Annotated in this window: 21 protein-coding genes; 1 reads left to right on the top strand and 20 read right to left on the bottom strand. The window is 35.5% G+C overall.

The window, feature by feature from the left end; genetic code table 11:
• Positions 1 to 47 precede the first annotated feature (47 nt).
• The 11 genes from P9L98_01570 to P9L98_01620 form a co-directional block, all read right to left on the bottom strand.
• Positions 48 to 632 (bottom strand): hypothetical protein, encoded by a 585-nt coding sequence (locus tag P9L98_01570; protein MDP8215995.1) that lies wholly within the window; start codon positions 630 to 632, stop codon positions 48 to 50.
• A 12-nt stretch (positions 633 to 644) separates the two neighbouring features.
• Entirely contained in the window at positions 645 to 3059 is a 2415-nt protein-coding gene (locus tag P9L98_01575; GenBank protein ID MDP8215996.1) for a hypothetical protein, read from the bottom strand.
• Positions 3060 to 3062: 3 nt separating this feature from the next.
• Complete coding sequence (locus P9L98_01580) at positions 3063 to 4160, bottom strand: ThiF family adenylyltransferase (GenBank protein MDP8215997.1); 1098 nt, start codon at positions 4158 to 4160, stop codon at positions 3063 to 3065.
• On the bottom strand, positions 4144 to 4773 hold the full coding sequence (locus P9L98_01585; GenBank protein ID MDP8215998.1) for a hypothetical protein: 630 nt from the start codon (positions 4771 to 4773) through the stop codon (positions 4144 to 4146). The genes P9L98_01580 and P9L98_01585 overlap by 17 nt, the downstream gene beginning before the upstream one ends.
• A gap of 36 nt (positions 4774 to 4809) precedes the next feature.
• Positions 4810 to 5199, bottom strand: coding sequence for a hypothetical protein (locus P9L98_01590; GenBank protein ID MDP8215999.1), 390 nt, complete (start codon positions 5197 to 5199; stop codon positions 4810 to 4812).
• A gap of 70 nt (positions 5200 to 5269) precedes the next feature.
• Positions 5270 to 5410, bottom strand: coding sequence for a hypothetical protein (locus P9L98_01595; GenBank protein ID MDP8216000.1), 141 nt, complete (start codon positions 5408 to 5410; stop codon positions 5270 to 5272).
• Between the two features lie 16 nt (positions 5411 to 5426).
• Positions 5427 to 6245, bottom strand: coding sequence for a replication-relaxation family protein (locus tag P9L98_01600; protein ID MDP8216001.1), 819 nt, complete (start codon positions 6243 to 6245; stop codon positions 5427 to 5429).
• A gap of 12 nt (positions 6246 to 6257) precedes the next feature.
• Complete coding sequence (locus P9L98_01605) at positions 6258 to 6455, bottom strand: hypothetical protein (GenBank protein MDP8216002.1); 198 nt, start codon at positions 6453 to 6455, stop codon at positions 6258 to 6260.
• A 258-nt stretch (positions 6456 to 6713) separates the two neighbouring features.
• The gene (locus P9L98_01610) at positions 6714 to 7124 is read right to left on the bottom strand and encodes a sigma-70 family RNA polymerase sigma factor (protein MDP8216003.1); all 411 of its coding nucleotides are present in this window, start codon (positions 7122 to 7124) and stop codon (positions 6714 to 6716) included.
• 293 nt (positions 7125 to 7417) lie between these two features.
• Positions 7418 to 7561, bottom strand: a complete 144-nt coding sequence (locus P9L98_01615) for a hypothetical protein (protein MDP8216004.1) — start codon at positions 7559 to 7561, stop codon at positions 7418 to 7420.
• Between the two features lie 167 nt (positions 7562 to 7728).
• Entirely contained in the window at positions 7729 to 8421 is a 693-nt protein-coding gene (locus tag P9L98_01620) for a hypothetical protein (GenBank protein MDP8216005.1), read from the bottom strand.
• 134 nt (positions 8422 to 8555) lie between these two features.
• Here P9L98_01620 and P9L98_01625 point away from each other — a divergent pair, with 134 nt between their 5' ends.
• Positions 8556 to 11297 (top strand): hypothetical protein, encoded by a 2742-nt coding sequence (locus tag P9L98_01625; protein ID MDP8216006.1) that lies wholly within the window; start codon positions 8556 to 8558, stop codon positions 11295 to 11297.
• A gap of 8 nt (positions 11298 to 11305) precedes the next feature.
• On the opposite strand, the gene P9L98_01630 is transcribed toward P9L98_01625, so the two are convergent.
• The 9 genes from P9L98_01630 to P9L98_01670 all read right to left on the bottom strand — a co-directional run bounded on the left by P9L98_01630 (position 11306) and on the right by P9L98_01670 (position 15874).
• Positions 11306 to 12166 (bottom strand): hypothetical protein, encoded by an 861-nt coding sequence (locus P9L98_01630; protein MDP8216007.1) that lies wholly within the window; start codon positions 12164 to 12166, stop codon positions 11306 to 11308.
• Between the two features lie 7 nt (positions 12167 to 12173).
• The gene (locus P9L98_01635) at positions 12174 to 12347 is read right to left on the bottom strand and encodes a hypothetical protein (GenBank protein ID MDP8216008.1); all 174 of its coding nucleotides are present in this window, start codon (positions 12345 to 12347) and stop codon (positions 12174 to 12176) included.
• Positions 12344 to 12781, bottom strand: a complete 438-nt coding sequence (locus P9L98_01640; protein ID MDP8216009.1) for a hypothetical protein — start codon at positions 12779 to 12781, stop codon at positions 12344 to 12346. Before P9L98_01640 ends, P9L98_01635 begins: the two co-directional genes overlap by 4 nt.
• A gap of 2 nt (positions 12782 to 12783) precedes the next feature.
• Positions 12784 to 13746 (bottom strand): hypothetical protein, encoded by a 963-nt coding sequence (locus P9L98_01645; protein MDP8216010.1) that lies wholly within the window; start codon positions 13744 to 13746, stop codon positions 12784 to 12786.
• 137 nt (positions 13747 to 13883) lie between these two features.
• Positions 13884 to 14252 (bottom strand): hypothetical protein, encoded by a 369-nt coding sequence (locus tag P9L98_01650; protein MDP8216011.1) that lies wholly within the window; start codon positions 14250 to 14252, stop codon positions 13884 to 13886.
• A gap of 13 nt (positions 14253 to 14265) precedes the next feature.
• On the bottom strand, positions 14266 to 14508 hold the full coding sequence (locus P9L98_01655; protein ID MDP8216012.1) for a hypothetical protein: 243 nt from the start codon (positions 14506 to 14508) through the stop codon (positions 14266 to 14268).
• 138 nt (positions 14509 to 14646) lie between these two features.
• Positions 14647 to 14805: a hypothetical protein gene (locus tag P9L98_01660; GenBank protein ID MDP8216013.1), complete on the bottom strand. Its 159-nt coding sequence runs from the start codon at positions 14803 to 14805 to the stop codon at positions 14647 to 14649.
• Between the two features lie 150 nt (positions 14806 to 14955).
• The gene (locus P9L98_01665; protein MDP8216014.1) at positions 14956 to 15123 is read right to left on the bottom strand and encodes a hypothetical protein; all 168 of its coding nucleotides are present in this window, start codon (positions 15121 to 15123) and stop codon (positions 14956 to 14958) included.
• 505 nt (positions 15124 to 15628) lie between these two features.
• Positions 15629 to 15874 (bottom strand): SpoVG family protein, encoded by a 246-nt coding sequence (locus tag P9L98_01670; protein ID MDP8216015.1) that lies wholly within the window; start codon positions 15872 to 15874, stop codon positions 15629 to 15631.
• Positions 15875 to 16050: the final 176 nt, after the last annotated feature.

A 16050-nucleotide genomic window follows, 5' to 3' on the forward strand; every position in this document is an offset into this window, starting at 1 on the left:
CAATATTCGTATTAATCGTTTTGTAAATTAAAATTGCTTTTTCGCACTCATGGCGCAACCCTTGTCCTTATAGTCTGTAACGCCTTCATGTGAAGCTTAATAATGTCTTCATATCCAGCCGCAACAAGCTGTTCAGCACTTTTAATTCTAGCTCCCTCTGGCATGCTACTATGAAACTTGGCTAAATATTGCTGCATCAATAAAACTTTGTCATCCCAAGACATCACGTCCACATGCTCAACTAAAATCCAAGAAATATATTTTTCTTCTTGTTCTTTTTTCATATGTTCATAAATTGCATCAAGAACTGCTTTCATTCCACCGCCAACACCGGTTGAAGCTACCATGTAAGCGCCTTCTAATCCGCCAATCTGAGAAAATGACCTCTCTATTATTCCCCTCACGTTACTTAAAGCCAGCCACTCTGGCATAAGAATATCTCCCCCGACAGTAATCTGAAACTGTTGCTGGTAAAACCGTGTAGCTTCTGCCATCATTTCATCAAAAGTAGAAGGTATGCGATTTTGCATATTATACTCGTCTCTTCCTATATCGTGATACATACTAACTTCTTTCGCGATATTTCTTTCATCCAATAATCGCAAAATCATATTTAAATTTGCTTTACCCATAATTGACCTCCCTCAAATTTCATCATACAAGTTTTCATTATCTGATGGTCTTTCTATTGCCCTTCGCACTGTTGCAATATTTTTCTTAAGCGACACGCAATATTTTTCTCTTGTTAAACTATCAATTTCTTCGCTAAAACCATTGCCAGTTATCTTGTTTGGCTCAGGGGTGGATATGTTTATTATTTCATTTCCTTTTTTTACAAAAGCCTTCCCAACACCTTTTCTCATAAAATCATTGATTTCAACCTCTCCAAAAAATTCTTTAAACAAATTCTGGCTATCATCCCAGTCCAAGTCTAACGCCACTACTGTCTGTACATTTCCAAATGCGGTTTTAATTGATTCAGCCATCATCTCTTTTTGCTGAAAACCAAATATAAGCCTTAAGTTAAACTTCCTACACTCCCTCAAAGAGTCTTCAAATGCTTTCTTGTTGACCGAGAGACGCTGCGCTTCGTCAATATAAAGGTTAAACCCGACTCTTTGGGAAGGAACAATATCCTGCCTTGAAAGGGCTGCATGAAAAAAAGAGCAGTATATAATCGAACCAAGGATGTTAGAACAGTTTGATCCAAGCAGACCTGCCGGAAAATAGGCAAGAAAGATTTTTTTATTGTCGATTATGTTTCTGAAATTTAGCCTATTATCTCGCTGGGAAAAAATCCTATATATTCTCTCCTGCAAAAGAAACTTTGAGAGCTTGCTAACTACCCTCTGTAATGTTGAATTAGGTATTTTTTCAAAATCATGCCAAAACATCTGTATTTCTTTATTCTCTATAATAGGAGCAACTGACTGTCTCAACTTGTACCCCTCTTTTGATTTAGATAAAAGACCCCTCACATCAGTTAATGTGAGATTTCCTTTTAATAAGGTGTATAGGACAGGCATAAGCGTTGCCTCAATCTGCGAACCCCAGTCTTTAGCAGAATACAGCCCCTTAATTGCATCCAGTAAATCATTGACTTTTTTGCCAGCATCTTCATTTTTACCCAATGAAAAGAAATTATGAGATATTATGAAATCCTTGTCGCATGGATTGTAATAGCAAACGTCTCTAACCCTCTCTTTAGGAATTTGTTTTTTAATGCGTTCAATTGCATCTCCATGATAATCAATGTACCCTGCGCCTTCGCCATTATTAATATCAGCCAAAAACATATTTTCCATAAGTATTGATTTTCCTGAGCCAGTAATGCCGCCAATAATTGTCCCTTTGTTTCTCAAATGAGTAGGTTGAAAAACAGGAACTTTTTTTCCTGCAAAGTCGTTATAGCCGAGTAAAACTCCATCTCTTGAGGTTTGTTCTATAGCCTTAAAACCAACAGCCTTATCAAGAGAAAAATCTTTTCTTTCCATAATTTCCTTAGAGCCGGAATTGCATAAAGCAGATAACTCTGTTGAGCTAAGCAACATTCCATTCCTGTAAATCAAAGAAGTTACTATCATTTCTATTATTTTTTTATTTTCCATCGTTCTTAAATAATCGGCTTTTGCCAAATAATTAAATTCTCTTTTCCCGTATTGAAAACCCGCGATTGGAAGGCTCAGACTATCTAAAACTCCTCTTATATTTTCATTTCTGCAACAAGCTCCTATGCGGATGCTTACGCAAAACAAAGGACTGTCTAGTTTCTTTCTGGCCTCTTTATAGTAATCAGAGCCAAACCCTGCATGGCTGATTAAATTCTGCTGTAAACTACCGAATTGGCCTGCCTGCAATTCTGCCTCAGTAAGATTAATTATGTTTTCCCGCCAATCATGCGTTACTCTTTTAAAAGTAACTTGGTAAAACCCAAACTCTTGTTTTAGCTCACTCAAGGCAGAATAAATCGGCATTAAAGGAGAAATTTTTATCCCTTCATAACCAGATAAACTTTTCCAATATGGCGCTATGGGATAGAAATCCCGAATATCAAAGGTATGATTTATAGTGTTAGTTTGCTGAAGAATTTGTAAAAAATAATTTTCTTCATTAACGTCAATTTCAATATTGGAAAATTTAGATTTGATCGCGCTCTTCACAGGTTTTTCATCAGCTCTATTTATGCTTATTTGACAGCTTATCCTTTCCTTATTTCCAATCAGCAAAAATTCAATTGGATTTTTTATAATGCTTAATTCTCTCAATAATGTTTCAAATTCTATCCATTGAATTTCATCTTTTGGCGAAAACCACAACCGCAAGTAAGCTTTCTGGGAATTTTCTGTAAATCTTTCAGGCGTGATACAGACATTAGTAGTGCCTTCTCTTAAAAAGCTTTTAAGTTCGTAAGGCTGAAAAGGGGCTTCCAAGCATACGGGCTCTGGATAGATTGTTACATCCCTGCCTTTTAAGGATTCAAGCTCAAAAGAAGAGCGCAACTCACCCTGCAAGGCGCTTATGACCATAGACTGTTCTATCGGGCCTAGATTTTCTCTCATGGTTTATATCCTTCCGCATATTACGCAATCTGGATTTTTCTCAATTTTTGCCACTAACTTCTGCGCAAAATCTTCAAAAACCCACGTATCGGGTTTTGTTGAAAACCACAGGGCATCACCCTTATTGTCAAACTGCTTAAAATACTGGCTTATATCTTCGCCTGCCAGAATTACCATAGCGAGTTTTGTTGCAATGTCGCTGATAATGTTTACATCTATTGATAAGGCAGGGACACTTCGCTGTTCGTTCTCATCAACACCATATTGCTTGTTTGTAGAACGAAGATTGATTGGGCCACCCTCGTTACCACTATTCCCTTTAAAACACATATAGCAAGGGTCCTGTTTTTTGCCGGAAATATAGATGATTTGTCCAGATTCTGCTTTATCCGCCAATCCTATGTAAAGAGCCGGAATGCCTTTATTATAGGAGAGCCAATTAACATCTCGCCTGCTGTCTTCTGTGTCAGTTGCTATAACCATAAGGGCTGGTTTCCATTCATCTGTGAATTTGTCGAAAAAAGTGATGTCTTTGCAAAAATCATAAGCAAAAGCTTTGACTTCTGCATTTGGAATATTACTCATAACTGCATCTTTAAAGGCTATTGTTTTTAACCGGCCTGCCAATAACTCCGGCATTTGCTGAATACCCCACCTGTAAGGGTTAGCAATATCCAAATAATCAGGATCGGTTATGGCTATTTCAATACCATGCTTGGCTAATTCATACCCAACCCTTGAATTAACAGAACCGCAGGAAACAAGAAAAGCTTTTTTAGCTTTTACTTTTTGAGATAGTATCTCAGAACGGTTACGGGCATTGTAGTCCTGCATATTAAAAACTTCTACTTGGCTGATCTCCTTTCCATCAATAAAACACTTTAATCCATTGCCATTAACAAGCAATTCAACTCCTTTATTTGTAACAGCTTCTTTATACCACCTGCCTACTTCATGCCAGAAATTGTGCTTTAGGGTAGTCTTAAAGCTAACTATTTGGATAAGATTTTCTTCCTGTATTTCCCTGCCAAACAGCAGACCTGTAATACAGTCACTCCCTTTTATTTCTTGTACTGCCTTTTCATCAATTACAATCTTCATCTTCTTTACCTCCTGTTTTCTGTAGCATTAATTCCTCAATAGTTTCTTCCTTTAATACAGGCAAGTCAGCCTGATAAACATATTTTCTTCCAAGCAAAGCTCTGATGATGCTGTCTTTTCCATTAATTACAATTAATTCTGGCTTGGTAAAAGAGAAGTCATCCGTAGCTTTTCTATGTATAAAAAAAGGACAATACTCAAGAGTGCTTTCATTGAATGTAGCTATAATAATGCTGAGTTTTTCCAAATAGCTATGTATAGGGTCGAGCAAAATTTTCTTGCACGTATTCTCATCCAATGGCGACATAGCAGGCAAATAAGAAGGATGGAGATGATGATCGCCAAGATACTGTAGGGGGAATTTTGTATTAGGATATTTCTTGCATATAGCCTGAAACACCTCGCATTGATATGTATCATCAGTTGCAAGATAACTCGGGTTTTGAACAGCATTTGACCCTGTCCGCAAAGCGTATAGGATTATACCTACACCACCCCCCATTGAAAAACCAATAAGCGAACCTCCGCATTCGATTTCTCTGCTTTTGTTTTTAATAGCTTCTTCTTTTATTACCTCTAAAGCTGTCTTTGTGATAAACATGATATTTTTCATGGCTACTCCTTTGCTTTATTTTCTAAAATTTACTCCTTACCATGTTTCTCCAGTTTGTAGAAAATTCTCGTATAAAATGAGCCATTGAATAACCCAGCCAATTACTGTACAAATCGTATCATCATGATTGAAATCATTATGCTCAAGGCATAGCTCCTGGTCTTCCCCATAAAGATGAGGCACATCTGAGCAAAAATCAATATGCGGTACGTATACTTTTATTCTGTTTCCATTAGGATAGCCATAGGGATAAGCCGCAACAACATAATAAGATTTTCTTAATTTGTCGCTTGGGCCAATATATCCAGCCACAAATGCAGTATCATCCTCAAGTAAACCAAACTTCATTTGCGGAAAATCAATAGCCAGAAGCTCCATCTCAGATTGAAGCCTTTGCCTGCCTCTATTTGTGTCATACCATTGCATCCTTATCTCTCCTTTAATTTATAATGATAAAAGTAAGGCAGGGGCTGTCCTTACTTTTATTTTTTATAATTTACCTACATCCCCACTCATGTTGCTTGATAGGAGCGCCGGAATTTTTGTTGTCTTCTGTCTTCGGCTTAACCGTGCTACCAGCCGCTACCATAGGAACCCCTTTCTTAATCGCCTCTTTTATCTGTTCTCTTCTGTCCAATGTTATCACCTCCTCATTATAGATTTGCACCCTTCACTATGGCTTGCAATTCTGCTCTCTGGGGTACATGCCAGATGTTTGAGAGAATATTCTCAGGTATTATTTTTTCTGAGGTAAGCCATAGCATAGCCCCTGCATTTTTATTCAAATCTAATATATTTTTCAATCTGGTTGCAGATGGTAAAATAAAAAGAACTCTAAAGCCCTTAAATGGAAAGTTAAAAACTTCTCTAAAATGGATAAATTTCTGATTAACTAAATATTCGCTATAAGCTGAAATCTTTGTAATAATATCTTTATTCCCAGAACTCCTCTGAATAACCTGCGTGCCCATATCCTGCTCGCCAAAGAGCAAACTCTTGCCTTTTTTATTTCTAAGCACAATCATAAAATCAGGGATTATGTCTGAGGATATTGCCGGCAAATTTTCTTTTAAATCAGTTGCTTTATGCGCAACAGAGAAACTTTCTACAGAGTAATCTTTGGTTTTGTCGCAGGCAGAACTGAAACATAAAATACAGGTGTTTACTTGTAAGTCATGCTCAACAATAAGATTCGTAGATAGCTTGAAAAAGCTAGGCTTAAAGCCTAAAAAGCGTCTGATTGCGTTTTCCCTCTGCTTATTTAAATAAAAAACTTGCTCTAATCTTCCTTGTGCATAGGGACTTGGCTTATCAAAAGACAAGAGATAATTATTCTTCTTTAGAATATTCAATCTCCTTCTGGCTACCTTTATGCTGTCGTTAAATATAAAGAAAGAAACCATGCTTGTTGATAAAAAGCTTAGCTTTTCAAGCCAGTAAAATAACTGAATATCGCGTGGAGTAATCCTCATCGCTACTCTCCTTTAATGGTTTTTCTTGTAATAGATTATTAGCCCCAGAGCAACCAATGTTGCCAGAGGGTTTGCCCTGAAGAAATTTACGGCGTCCCCGACATAATTCCAGAGCTTGTAATTAAAATTTGAAAAATGAGGTAACATTGTTTTGCCCAAAAACAATACTATTGCCAATATAATCAACTGTTTCATCTTCTCCTTTTGCATAATTGCCTCCTCTTTTAAAAATTGCTTTTAATTAGACAAACAATAAAATGGGTCAACAATGCACTGGTGAAAGGAACGAAAAATAAAGCATTCCCCTTCTTGTAGTAAATATCTCCGAGGAGCTGACCGATGTATGGCACATTGCCTCTCAACAAATAGATAGCTACATAAATCACGAAAGCGTAAAGTAAATGGCTCATGGTATCCTCCTTTAACTATTTCACTACCCTCATTGGTAGTGGACTTTTTTGGCGTGTTTTACAACTCCCCTTTTCCATATTTTTCTAATTTCTTGAAAATCCTTTTCAGCAGGAAATCGACTCTCTGCTGAGATACTCCTAATTTTGTAGCTATCTCTCTCTGTTTGCATTTTGCCCTATAAAGCTGAACAACCTCTTTTTCTCTGTCGTTTAAGGTACTTATTGCCTCTTTCAATGCAATCATAGAAGCCAGTTCGTCTTTTATCCCTGCGCTGAAACCCTTAATAGTATTGAGAATGCCTATCTGGAATGAATTAAGAGGCTCGCTGGAATCACATATCTTGTCATAGTCTACCGTGTAGGTCTTTTTCTTTACCCCTGCGGTCTTGTGACGACCCGTGATTTCTTTCTTAACATCTTGGCAGATTGTTCTACAGATACTTTTTTTCGGACATATTGAACAGGTCATCTTAGCCCCCTTTTCGAGGACTAAAAAAAGCCATTACTTTTAGTCCTCAAGTAATGGCCTCTGACCTGCCTGGTCCTATGCCTTATTGGTTAATCTTTATCGTTCATTGATTTTAAAATAAGTAGCATCACCTCCTTTGGAAGTGCATGAAAATTCTTGCACCGCTTGCAAAAAAGATAAAGGGTATCTCCTTGGATTTTAGCAAGGAAATGACCGTGCCGGTCTTTAATCCGGATACAGTCTTTTTCCTTGTCATCTTTTTTGTATTTGCAGTAGTTGTTCATGGTTTTCCTCTAAAAACGCCTAGAATTCGCAATTGCTATCCAGAAAAGCCAATCAGGATATAGTATCGGCGCTTCACATTTGCCTTGATGGAGGTTATCCTTTCCACGCTTCCCTTTAAACAAATCTCTTATTTTTTTAATCACGTTTTTCATGACACATCTCCCTGTTCTACTAAAAGTATACCCTACTATATTTTGTTTGTAAAACCTTGCAAGTAAAGTAGTTACGCATACTTTCTTGTATAGTTTTTTGTATACTTTTATGCATAGCAAAATTAGTGGTAATTAGTGCGTTTCAAGGGGAAAATGAGCTAAAAGGGTTAAAAAGAAGTGTTTTTTGCAAGAATTTCTGTATTTTTACTAAATGTGAGTTGCATTACATCATTTACCACTTTTTTAAAACTAGAGTAATCTTTCCACATGTCAGATTTATAGGGCAATTTTCCTTTTGTTTTTCTGTTCAAATGATATTCCACAGAACGTTGCTGCTCGCCAGACCCCACTGTTTTCACGATAGGCTGTAGGAAATTCCAAATGTGTTCTCCGATTGCTTTTGTCTCAGCCCTGACTATGATATTGGGGTCCCTGCAAAGATTGCGACAGAGTATCTCTTCATACGATATTGACCAGCCTTTCCTTTTTATATGAATTTCTTCTTCGCTATAAGAATCAAAGCTCTCTATTATACTTCTCAACCCTATTACGTTCTCCTCCCTCATTTTTGGGTTATTAGGGTCTTTTGGGCAAAGATGATCAAGACTGGCAAGTTTATTGATATATTTGATATAAAGAAAGTCATCATCTGTGTTTTGATTAGGATGATTTCCATGCTCGCGGTAATAATTGAATCCAAGATCGAACACCAAAGAATTTTTGCGAGGAAATTTTACAGTAGCTCTGGAAAGGTTAATTCCTTTCTTTTTTAATTCTGCTTCTAGTGTCCTCTCAAGTGGTGGCAGGTCATATTTGACAGCAAATATAGAGTCCTTGAAATATGCAAATGATTCGGCCATATTATTCAGTATTGTTATAAGCGAGTATATAAGTTTTACTATTTTTAAGTTACAAAAACTACCTATCGCGATATACTATTGAAATATGCAACAGTAAACAGGCATGATGTAGGTTCTCCTAATTGGATGATACTATGGCAAATACTGGAAAATTTAGACCTAAAATAATAAATAAGTGCATGACTAGGCAGGAATATGAACAATTGCAAAAAATAGGAAAGCGCATCCGTTCGCATCCAACAGCTCCGCTTACTCAACAAAATCTCTATTTTACTATGTTAGATACTGAATATAAAGACGCAAGAAAAGAAGGAAAAGGACAAAGGCAAATTCCCCATAAAACAAATTGGGTTTTTGACAAAATGAATAAACAGGCAAAAAAAGAAGGAAAAGAAGCTTACAAAGGCGGGCATGAAGCTCTGGGCATACTCAGACATCGAACAAACCATGAACTGCTGTATTTAGATAGAGAATATCCAAAAAATATTTATATAGGTAATACGTGCGGAGATTTCGTTTTCCTCACAGACCCAGAAGATATACAAAAGGCATGGGAAATAGATAGCTTCCCTAATGATAAATATGTTAAAGGAAAAAGAGGGAAAGCTAGAATTGAAGTTAACCCACTGTTAGAAACAGAGATTGAAAAACCAACCATCCTTACACAAAACAATAGTGAATATATACGGTTTTTCAAAAAAACAGAAGACCTTGATTATAAATGCTTAACAGATTTCCCTGAGGGGTTTGGAATACAAGAACCCTCTAATGGTTTCTTTAAAGACCTATATTCTGTTCCTATTAAGGAACAGGATGACCTTAAAAATTTTATCAAAAAAAATAAGAATGTTTTAATAACAGGCAAGTCAAAAGTCGGCAAAACAAGATTAGTCTTTGACGTATTAAGAAAACTAAAAAATTGTTACGTTCTCGCATTAAAGTCTTCGACATTTAGGAATGTTGATACCCTTAAAATCTCTGATTATTTCAACCAAAAAAGGAAAAAGTTGATTTGGTTTATTGATAATATAGATTATTACCCATGCATTCCGCTGCAAGACCCAATATGGGATATTTATGAAAAGCTATACAATATAAATAAAAATACAATAATCATTGCCACGCTTCGGTCTGATGAAACAAAGCCCAAATCTCGACTTTTGGAACATAGCCGTATCGAACCTTTAGAATTCAGAAATGAAATAGAAAATACTGAAGCAGATGATTTTATGAATCACTATTACAACGGTAAGCAACTTCCACTTCATTATGATAAGACATTTTGGTCTATCATGTTTGACATAGAATATATGAAAGATATTTACAACAACAGTAGCAAGGTTGATGAGAACAGTAGAAGTATTATGAAAAGCTTAAAGCTTTTACAAATAATTTTACCAATTGTTAAATACACACTTCTAAAATTAACATTTGAAAATATATATTATGCATTTCAAGGAACAACTGTTTTTGACGATGGTATAAGAAAATTAGAAAAACTAAATTTTCTGAAGATAGATAAAACAAAAAATGCTGTTTCCTCTCAAGAACCTTATCTTAAAGAAATTGTCTACTATCCAGACATGGATTTGGATATGAAAAATTTGATTAAAATTTTGACAAAGCATAAAAAGTTTGTCGAATTATTGTGTTTAGGCACTTATTATTATTCTAACAAGAATTTCAATGAGTGTAGTAAGTGCAATCAACTTGTTGCTAATAGTTCTTCTTCAAATGAATCAAAATCTGTTGCATATTGCAACTGGGGTGTTATTCTTTCCGAAATAGCTGAGTTACAGGACAGTAAGGAAGAGCAAAAAAAATATTACGATAAGGCATGCAAGAAATACGAAAAAGCTATTGATTATAAAAAGGATAACGCAAAAGCATATTCCAGCTGGGGTAATGCTCTTTCTCAAATAGCTGAATTACAGGACAGTAAGGAAGAGCAAATGAAGTACTATAATGACGCATCTAATAAATACGAAAAATCTATTGAGTATAAAAAAGATTGTGCAGAAACATATTGCAACTGGGGTGCTATATTTTTCAAAATAGCTAAACTACAGGACAGTAAGAAAGAACAAAAGGAATATTACGATAAGGCATGCAAGAAATACGAAAAAGCTATTGACTGCGAAAAAGATAACGCAAGAGCATATTACAACTGGGGTTTTACTCTTTCCGAAATAGCTGAATTACAGGACAGCAAGGAAGAGCAAATGAAGTACTATAATGACGCATCTAATAAATACGAAAAATCTATTGAGCATAAAAAAGATTGTGCAGAAACATATTGCAACTGGGGTGTTACTCTTTCCGAAATAGCTGAATTACAGGACAGCAAGGAAAAGCAAATGGAGTACTACAATAACGCATGTAAGAAATATAAAAAAGCTATTAAGTATAAAAAGGATTATGCAGAAGCATATTCCAACTGGGGTGCTACAGTTTTCAAAATAGCTGAATTACAGAACAGCAAGGAAGAACAAGAAAAACGGTATAGAACAATATGTGCTTTATTATCTGAAGCCTATATATTGTTCGTGCTACAAAACAAAAGAAATTTAACTTATACTCCTATTTACATAATTAAAAATATTAGCAAAAAAATCAAAAATCCAATTCATATAGCAATAATATCAATTTTCGAGCTAGGTCTAAAAGTAAGTTCAAAAAATAAAAAAAGTTTCTCAAACAAAGAGTTAGATTTTTTGCAAGAAATCAAAGGAATATCAAGTGCGAGTGACATCGTTATTGATGCCATCTTAGAAAATAAAAAACCTGATGTTGCTGAAATTCCTAATGATAGCCGTCTTTTGAGAACCGCTGTTTATATAGCAAATAAAATTATTGCTATAAAAAATAATAAATAATAACCTACTCAAAACTCACCCTCGTTCACCTCAAGCCAATTCTGATAACTTTCTTTGCAAAACTCCTCAAAGTCGCCCTCTTCAAACTCCTGCTCTAAATCTTCCCTATTCTGCTTAACAAATTTCTTATAAGAAAGCTTTTCAATAACTTCCTCATACTCTATCTTGCTTTCAGGAAATTCCAAAAACGGATTTTTCTTAGTTATCTCTTTCAGCTCTTTCTCAATCTCTTTAAGCTGGTTATTATATTCCTTTTTGCTGATATAAAGCTTTAAAGTTTTGTCCTCATCACAAGAGTAATAATAATTTTTCTCTTTGCCTATCCTGTCTTTTAAACTCTTTATCTCTTCCAGCAGATAAATATACCTGTCCACAGCTTTTATCTGCAACTTCGTAGTTTCCTTCTGCAAACTGCAAAGTTTTTTCACAACCTTTGGGAAATAACAAATTCCCTTTTCAGCCAAAAACTTCTTAGCCATAGGATAAACCACAATATCTATATCTTCAAAATTCACACTAACTTTCTTAAGATTTAAGTTTTCCATTTCCCACATACTCATCTTGTTTTCTTTTCTGTTGAAATTTCGTGGGATATACTGGGGTATTTTTACCCATCTTGTAAATTCTGCAACAAAACTATCCAAGCCATGCGTTTCATAATAGCCAACAAATGGCAAATCCGTGCTTATGCTAATTTCTGCCTTAGTCTCAGCAAGATTCAAGCTGACTTCAAGCTTAACAATTATTCCATATCTTTTATATTCAGGAATTATATTAAAAAGATTAACCCCTTTATTTCTTCTGTCCAGCCTCTGCTGTAGTTTAATATCCTCTTTTATTTTCTCGTGTATTTCATCTATTTCCATCATATCCGCCTCATATCAGTTTTACTTGCTCATCTGCTATTGAAATTTCTTCTTCGCTTGTATTATCAACAAGCCAAGTTTTACCCTCATGCATTACTTTGCCTATGTCGTCTTCCTGCCATTCCATCGGCAATATCGCAAACAACGCATTACCTTTTTTATCCCAAGCTACAAATCCTTTCATTTTTCTACCTCACCTTTGTCGTCTTTAGCCAGAGGGCAAACAACAATTACAGTATCATTTATCTGAATAAACATTTCGTTGTTGTTTTCAGAACTTACTATCAACTCGCCCTCATCACCCAACAGCTTTACAACCTCGCCAAGCTGTTTCATGTTAAATCTAACAAACTCTTTGCCATTAAATCTGCTGTTAGTCACTATAAGCTTTGTTATAGTGTCATCAGATACAGTTATTGTATCTTCATTAACAGCTATACCGTACTTCTCTGCCAATTCGTTGTCTTTAAGCAGATTGTCTGCCGAATACTTCCTAACCCATTTAAGCAGGGGTATGTTGTTTAATAAACTTTTAACCCATGCCATGTCTTTTTTTGTTTTTAGTTCTGTTTTTTGCTCCATTTTTTTTATTCCTCCATTAGTGTCATAGTTTTTCAATGTCACTTTGACACTTCTTTTTTTATTCTAAAAAATGTCCTTCTGCTCTTGCCTGTTCTCTGCCAAAAATGAACAGCCTGTTCAGAAACAGATAAATCTGATTTCATTAATTTCAAAACTATTTCCTTATCTTCGTCTTTTTCAACAGTTGCCTTAAAAAGTTCTTTTGCGTTTGCCTTATCTTCTTTTACAAACGCTATGGCTTTTTTCAGCAATCTAAAATTAAAGTTTCTGGTTGCCTCGCTTGTCTCTTCCTTAATAAGCTTTAAGCACTCCTGCTTTTGCTTCATGCTTAAATCTTTCCTGCTGTCAATTAACTTCCCAATAATCTCTATTTTTTGCTCAAAGCTCAATTTAAACTCATACGAAACTGTCCTGCTAATCATGGCACTTACGCCTATATCCTGCTGGTTTGGTATCTTGTTGCATAGAATTATCAGCTTTGCCTTAAACTCAAAAATATCAGGCAAACCCTCTGCCTTTTCGCTTTTTGTATTGTATTGGATAAGCCTCTTGCCCCCGCTTTCCCACAAAGCCCCTTTAAGTATTGAAGTGGCAACAGGATTGCCAAAAATGCCCTCTATATCGTCAAGTATCAAAAGCTTTTTGTTTCTTGCCCTATACAATATCTCATAAATAGACAGAGGCGTTGAATATCCGTTATAATATTCGTAATCATCAGGCTCTAAAATTTCCCTCACTCTATTTATCGCAAGAACTGTCTTGCCTAATCCGCCCTCACCATAAAAAATAAGTGCGTTATATTCCTTTGTATTCAATGTCACTTTGATTAAATTCTTTGGGATATTAAATTCTGGAATATCCACATAGTTAGCAAATTTCAGCTTTTTCCATTCATCAATTATATGCCTTTGCTTTGAGTCGGGCTTTTCAGGCTTTACGCTGATAAATTTACTTGCCTCTGTAAGTGTCTTTTTCAGGTTTTGCAATTCGTGGGGTTTCATTTTCTAAAATGCTGTTGCATAACTGTATTTGTTTTTGTCATATATCGGCTTGTTGCAGATTTCACAAAAATTATTTCTCTTGCACTCTTCGCAAGGCTCTGGGCAATCGCAGTATTTTGTCATTTTTTACCTCCATCTTAATATTCACTTGTCAAAAGAAGAACGCCGTTAATGAAATATAGTTTTATCTCTTCCGTTGGAAAATCAGTATATTCTATTTCCTGTTTTACAATTATCGGCGTATCGCTGTCCTCTTGCATTTGTAAAACTGCCAATTTGTCTTCATTAACTTTAAGCGTCCATATCTGAAATCCTTTCTCTTTCAGCTTATGCTGATAACTACCGATAGCGTCAAGCAACCAAAAACAGTTTGCTTTTTCTGCCAAAAACTTAACCCCGTCTGTATAATTAAATTCTAACCAATGGCGATAATAATGCTCTGTCCCTGTAAAATTGGTTAATTCCTCTTTTAATGTCCTGCTCTCATTTTTTTGTTGGTATCCCATTTTTTACCTCCTTTTATAAAACTGAACTATAATCTATTATGCAATGTCCGTCATAGATTTTGCCTATAACTTTTGGGTTATTGTATAGTACTCTGATTTTGTTTTGAGGCTCTTGCTCTGCCAAAACACTCCTTAAAAACCCTTTTAGTTTTTCCTCTTGGTAATCGCTGAGGTTTGCCATATCACTCTTTACAGCTATGCCTAAGCCCTCTGAAAGCTGGACAATAACCGAAAGGTCTTTTTTTGTTTGTCTCATTTTTACCTCTTAAAAGCCTCTTTACGAAACTTTTATATATTGCCTCGGCTTAGAAATCGCTGAGGCAGTTGAATACGCTTTGCGGTGAATTTAATTTGTCTTTCTCTCATGGGTCTTTGACTTATGAGAGATTTTTTATCATATTTTCTTTACGTTATGGTCTAACCAATAATCTATTACTTCCAAACTTACGCTTTCAAAATCGTGAGGATTATTTACATTTCTAATTTGATTTAATCTCTTGTCTATAAAATAATTTTTCTTTCCTATCTGTATTTTCGGCAGTTCTCTTACCATTTTTTACCTCCTTTAAACATTCTGTGTTTTAATATTTTTCGTGTTCAAATTCCCAATCATAATTTTTGTCATATACAAGAAGGAATAAGCTTGGCTTCTCGCAATGTTTTCCTATGCAGTTTTTTCATTTCTTTTAAGCTAAAATCACATTTACATATTTGGATTCAACTTCTTTTCTCTTTTAAGCTTTCTTAATAACTCAAGACAGGCTCTATTAATAAACGCTTTTTCATTAGGAATAATAAACCTGTTATCATTCTCTTTAATCCATTCCTTTATTTTTTTCTTTAAATTTGGATTAATGTTTGCGTTTCCCATCTTAAAGTTTGAAACTCTGAAAATACTCTTTCTAAGTATTGTAAAGATGGTGAACTATATAAACTTTTCTATACTGAAGAATACAGCTTTTAACACGCCAAAAGTAAGGAAAAACTGGGATTAAAAAAGGTAAGAATAGCTTAATAAAGGATGCGGTATTTTGACAAAAAAATCAAAAATAAAAGACGTGTGGCTTTTTCCCCGCTTCGCTCCTTCCCTTTTCCTTTGTAACATATAAAATTCCGAAGGGAGTCGGATTACAAAAATATAAGGCTTATATATAGAAAGTGTAGTTTAAGGTGTAGCTTAATAAGACAAGCAAAACTACACTTCGGATATTAAATAAGGGGCACTTTATAGCCATGCCCAGGGCTTTTTGGTAGTAGTAGTGGTAGTATTAGCTTTTCCCCGCTGATGTCCTTATTCCATTCCTGAAATAAGTGAGAAGGGTGTCTCACCCTCGTAGGGGCTGGTTTTAAGACAACCAGCAACTTCTTTTATAGGCTCAGGCATTAAACGCTTCAAGCACAGCTTCCTGCAATGCCTGCTTTAACTCATCATCAAGCAAGCTAACGATTTCATGCCATTTACCGTCTTTTCCCTGATTCTGCGGCATTGATACAAACAACCCGTCCTTGCCTTCAACAACTCTCACGCCTTTGACTAACATCTGCCCTGATATAACAACATCAGCGAAAGCCTTGAGCGCTGAATCACCATTTAGCTTGTGTAATCTTGCGACCTCTAACATTTTAATCACCTCCTCTTTTCGTAGATTTTTTTAACGAGACAAATTCTTACCACCCCTGTGCCTTTCTGATTGTTTCAATCTCAAGTGCTTTTCTTGGCTCAAAATGTAAATCCCTATCAACTTCCACAAAAGACACCTTTAACTCGCACAGTTCTTTAAGGCTGAAATACCCCCAC

Origin of the sequence: Candidatus Kaelpia imicola (assembly GCA_030765505.1) — a bacterium.
In the GTDB taxonomy this organism is placed as follows: Bacteria; Omnitrophota; Gorgyraeia; order Kaelpiales; family Kaelpiaceae; genus Kaelpia; species Kaelpia imicola.

What these genes read in the sequence shown, in the direction of transcription:
- P9L98_01660 (MDP8216013.1), bottom strand. Translation starts at nt 14,805, where the DNA reads ATGGTAAGAGAACTGCCGAAAATACAGATAGGAAAGAAAAATTATTTT.
- P9L98_01665 (MDP8216014.1), bottom strand. Translation starts at nt 15,123, where the DNA reads ATGGGAAACGCAAACATTAATCCAAATTTAAAGAAAAAAATAAAGGAA.
- P9L98_01610 (MDP8216003.1), bottom strand. Translation starts at nt 7,124, where the DNA reads ATGACCTGTTCAATATGTCCGAAAAAAAGTATCTGTAGAACAATCTGC.
- P9L98_01570 (MDP8215995.1), bottom strand. Translation starts at nt 632, where the DNA reads ATGGGTAAAGCAAATTTAAATATGATTTTGCGATTATTGGATGAAAGA.
- P9L98_01605 (MDP8216002.1), bottom strand. Translation starts at nt 6,455, where the DNA reads ATGCAAAAGGAGAAGATGAAACAGTTGATTATATTGGCAATAGTATTG.
- P9L98_01635 (MDP8216008.1), bottom strand. Translation starts at nt 12,347, where the DNA reads ATGAAAGGATTTGTAGCTTGGGATAAAAAAGGTAATGCGTTGTTTGCG.
- P9L98_01590 (MDP8215999.1), bottom strand. Translation starts at nt 5,199, where the DNA reads ATGCAATGGTATGACACAAATAGAGGCAGGCAAAGGCTTCAATCTGAG.
- P9L98_01580 (MDP8215997.1), bottom strand. Translation starts at nt 4,160, where the DNA reads ATGAAGATTGTAATTGATGAAAAGGCAGTACAAGAAATAAAAGGGAGT.
- P9L98_01620 (MDP8216005.1), bottom strand. Translation starts at nt 8,421, where the DNA reads ATGGCCGAATCATTTGCATATTTCAAGGACTCTATATTTGCTGTCAAA.
- P9L98_01670 (MDP8216015.1), bottom strand. Translation starts at nt 15,874, where the DNA reads ATGTTAGAGGTCGCAAGATTACACAAGCTAAATGGTGATTCAGCGCTC.
- P9L98_01585 (MDP8215998.1), bottom strand. Translation starts at nt 4,773, where the DNA reads ATGAAAAATATCATGTTTATCACAAAGACAGCTTTAGAGGTAATAAAA.
- P9L98_01650 (MDP8216011.1), bottom strand. Translation starts at nt 14,252, where the DNA reads ATGGGATACCAACAAAAAAATGAGAGCAGGACATTAAAAGAGGAATTA.
- P9L98_01615 (MDP8216004.1), bottom strand. Translation starts at nt 7,561, where the DNA reads ATGAAAAACGTGATTAAAAAAATAAGAGATTTGTTTAAAGGGAAGCGT.
- P9L98_01655 (MDP8216012.1), bottom strand. Translation starts at nt 14,508, where the DNA reads ATGAGACAAACAAAAAAAGACCTTTCGGTTATTGTCCAGCTTTCAGAG.
- P9L98_01645 (MDP8216010.1), bottom strand. Translation starts at nt 13,746, where the DNA reads ATGAAACCCCACGAATTGCAAAACCTGAAAAAGACACTTACAGAGGCA.
- P9L98_01600 (MDP8216001.1), bottom strand. Translation starts at nt 6,245, where the DNA reads ATGAGGATTACTCCACGCGATATTCAGTTATTTTACTGGCTTGAAAAG.
- P9L98_01625 (MDP8216006.1), top strand. Translation starts at nt 8,556, where the DNA reads ATGGCAAATACTGGAAAATTTAGACCTAAAATAATAAATAAGTGCATG.
- P9L98_01575 (MDP8215996.1), bottom strand. Translation starts at nt 3,059, where the DNA reads ATGAGAGAAAATCTAGGCCCGATAGAACAGTCTATGGTCATAAGCGCC.
- P9L98_01630 (MDP8216007.1), bottom strand. Translation starts at nt 12,166, where the DNA reads ATGATGGAAATAGATGAAATACACGAGAAAATAAAAGAGGATATTAAA.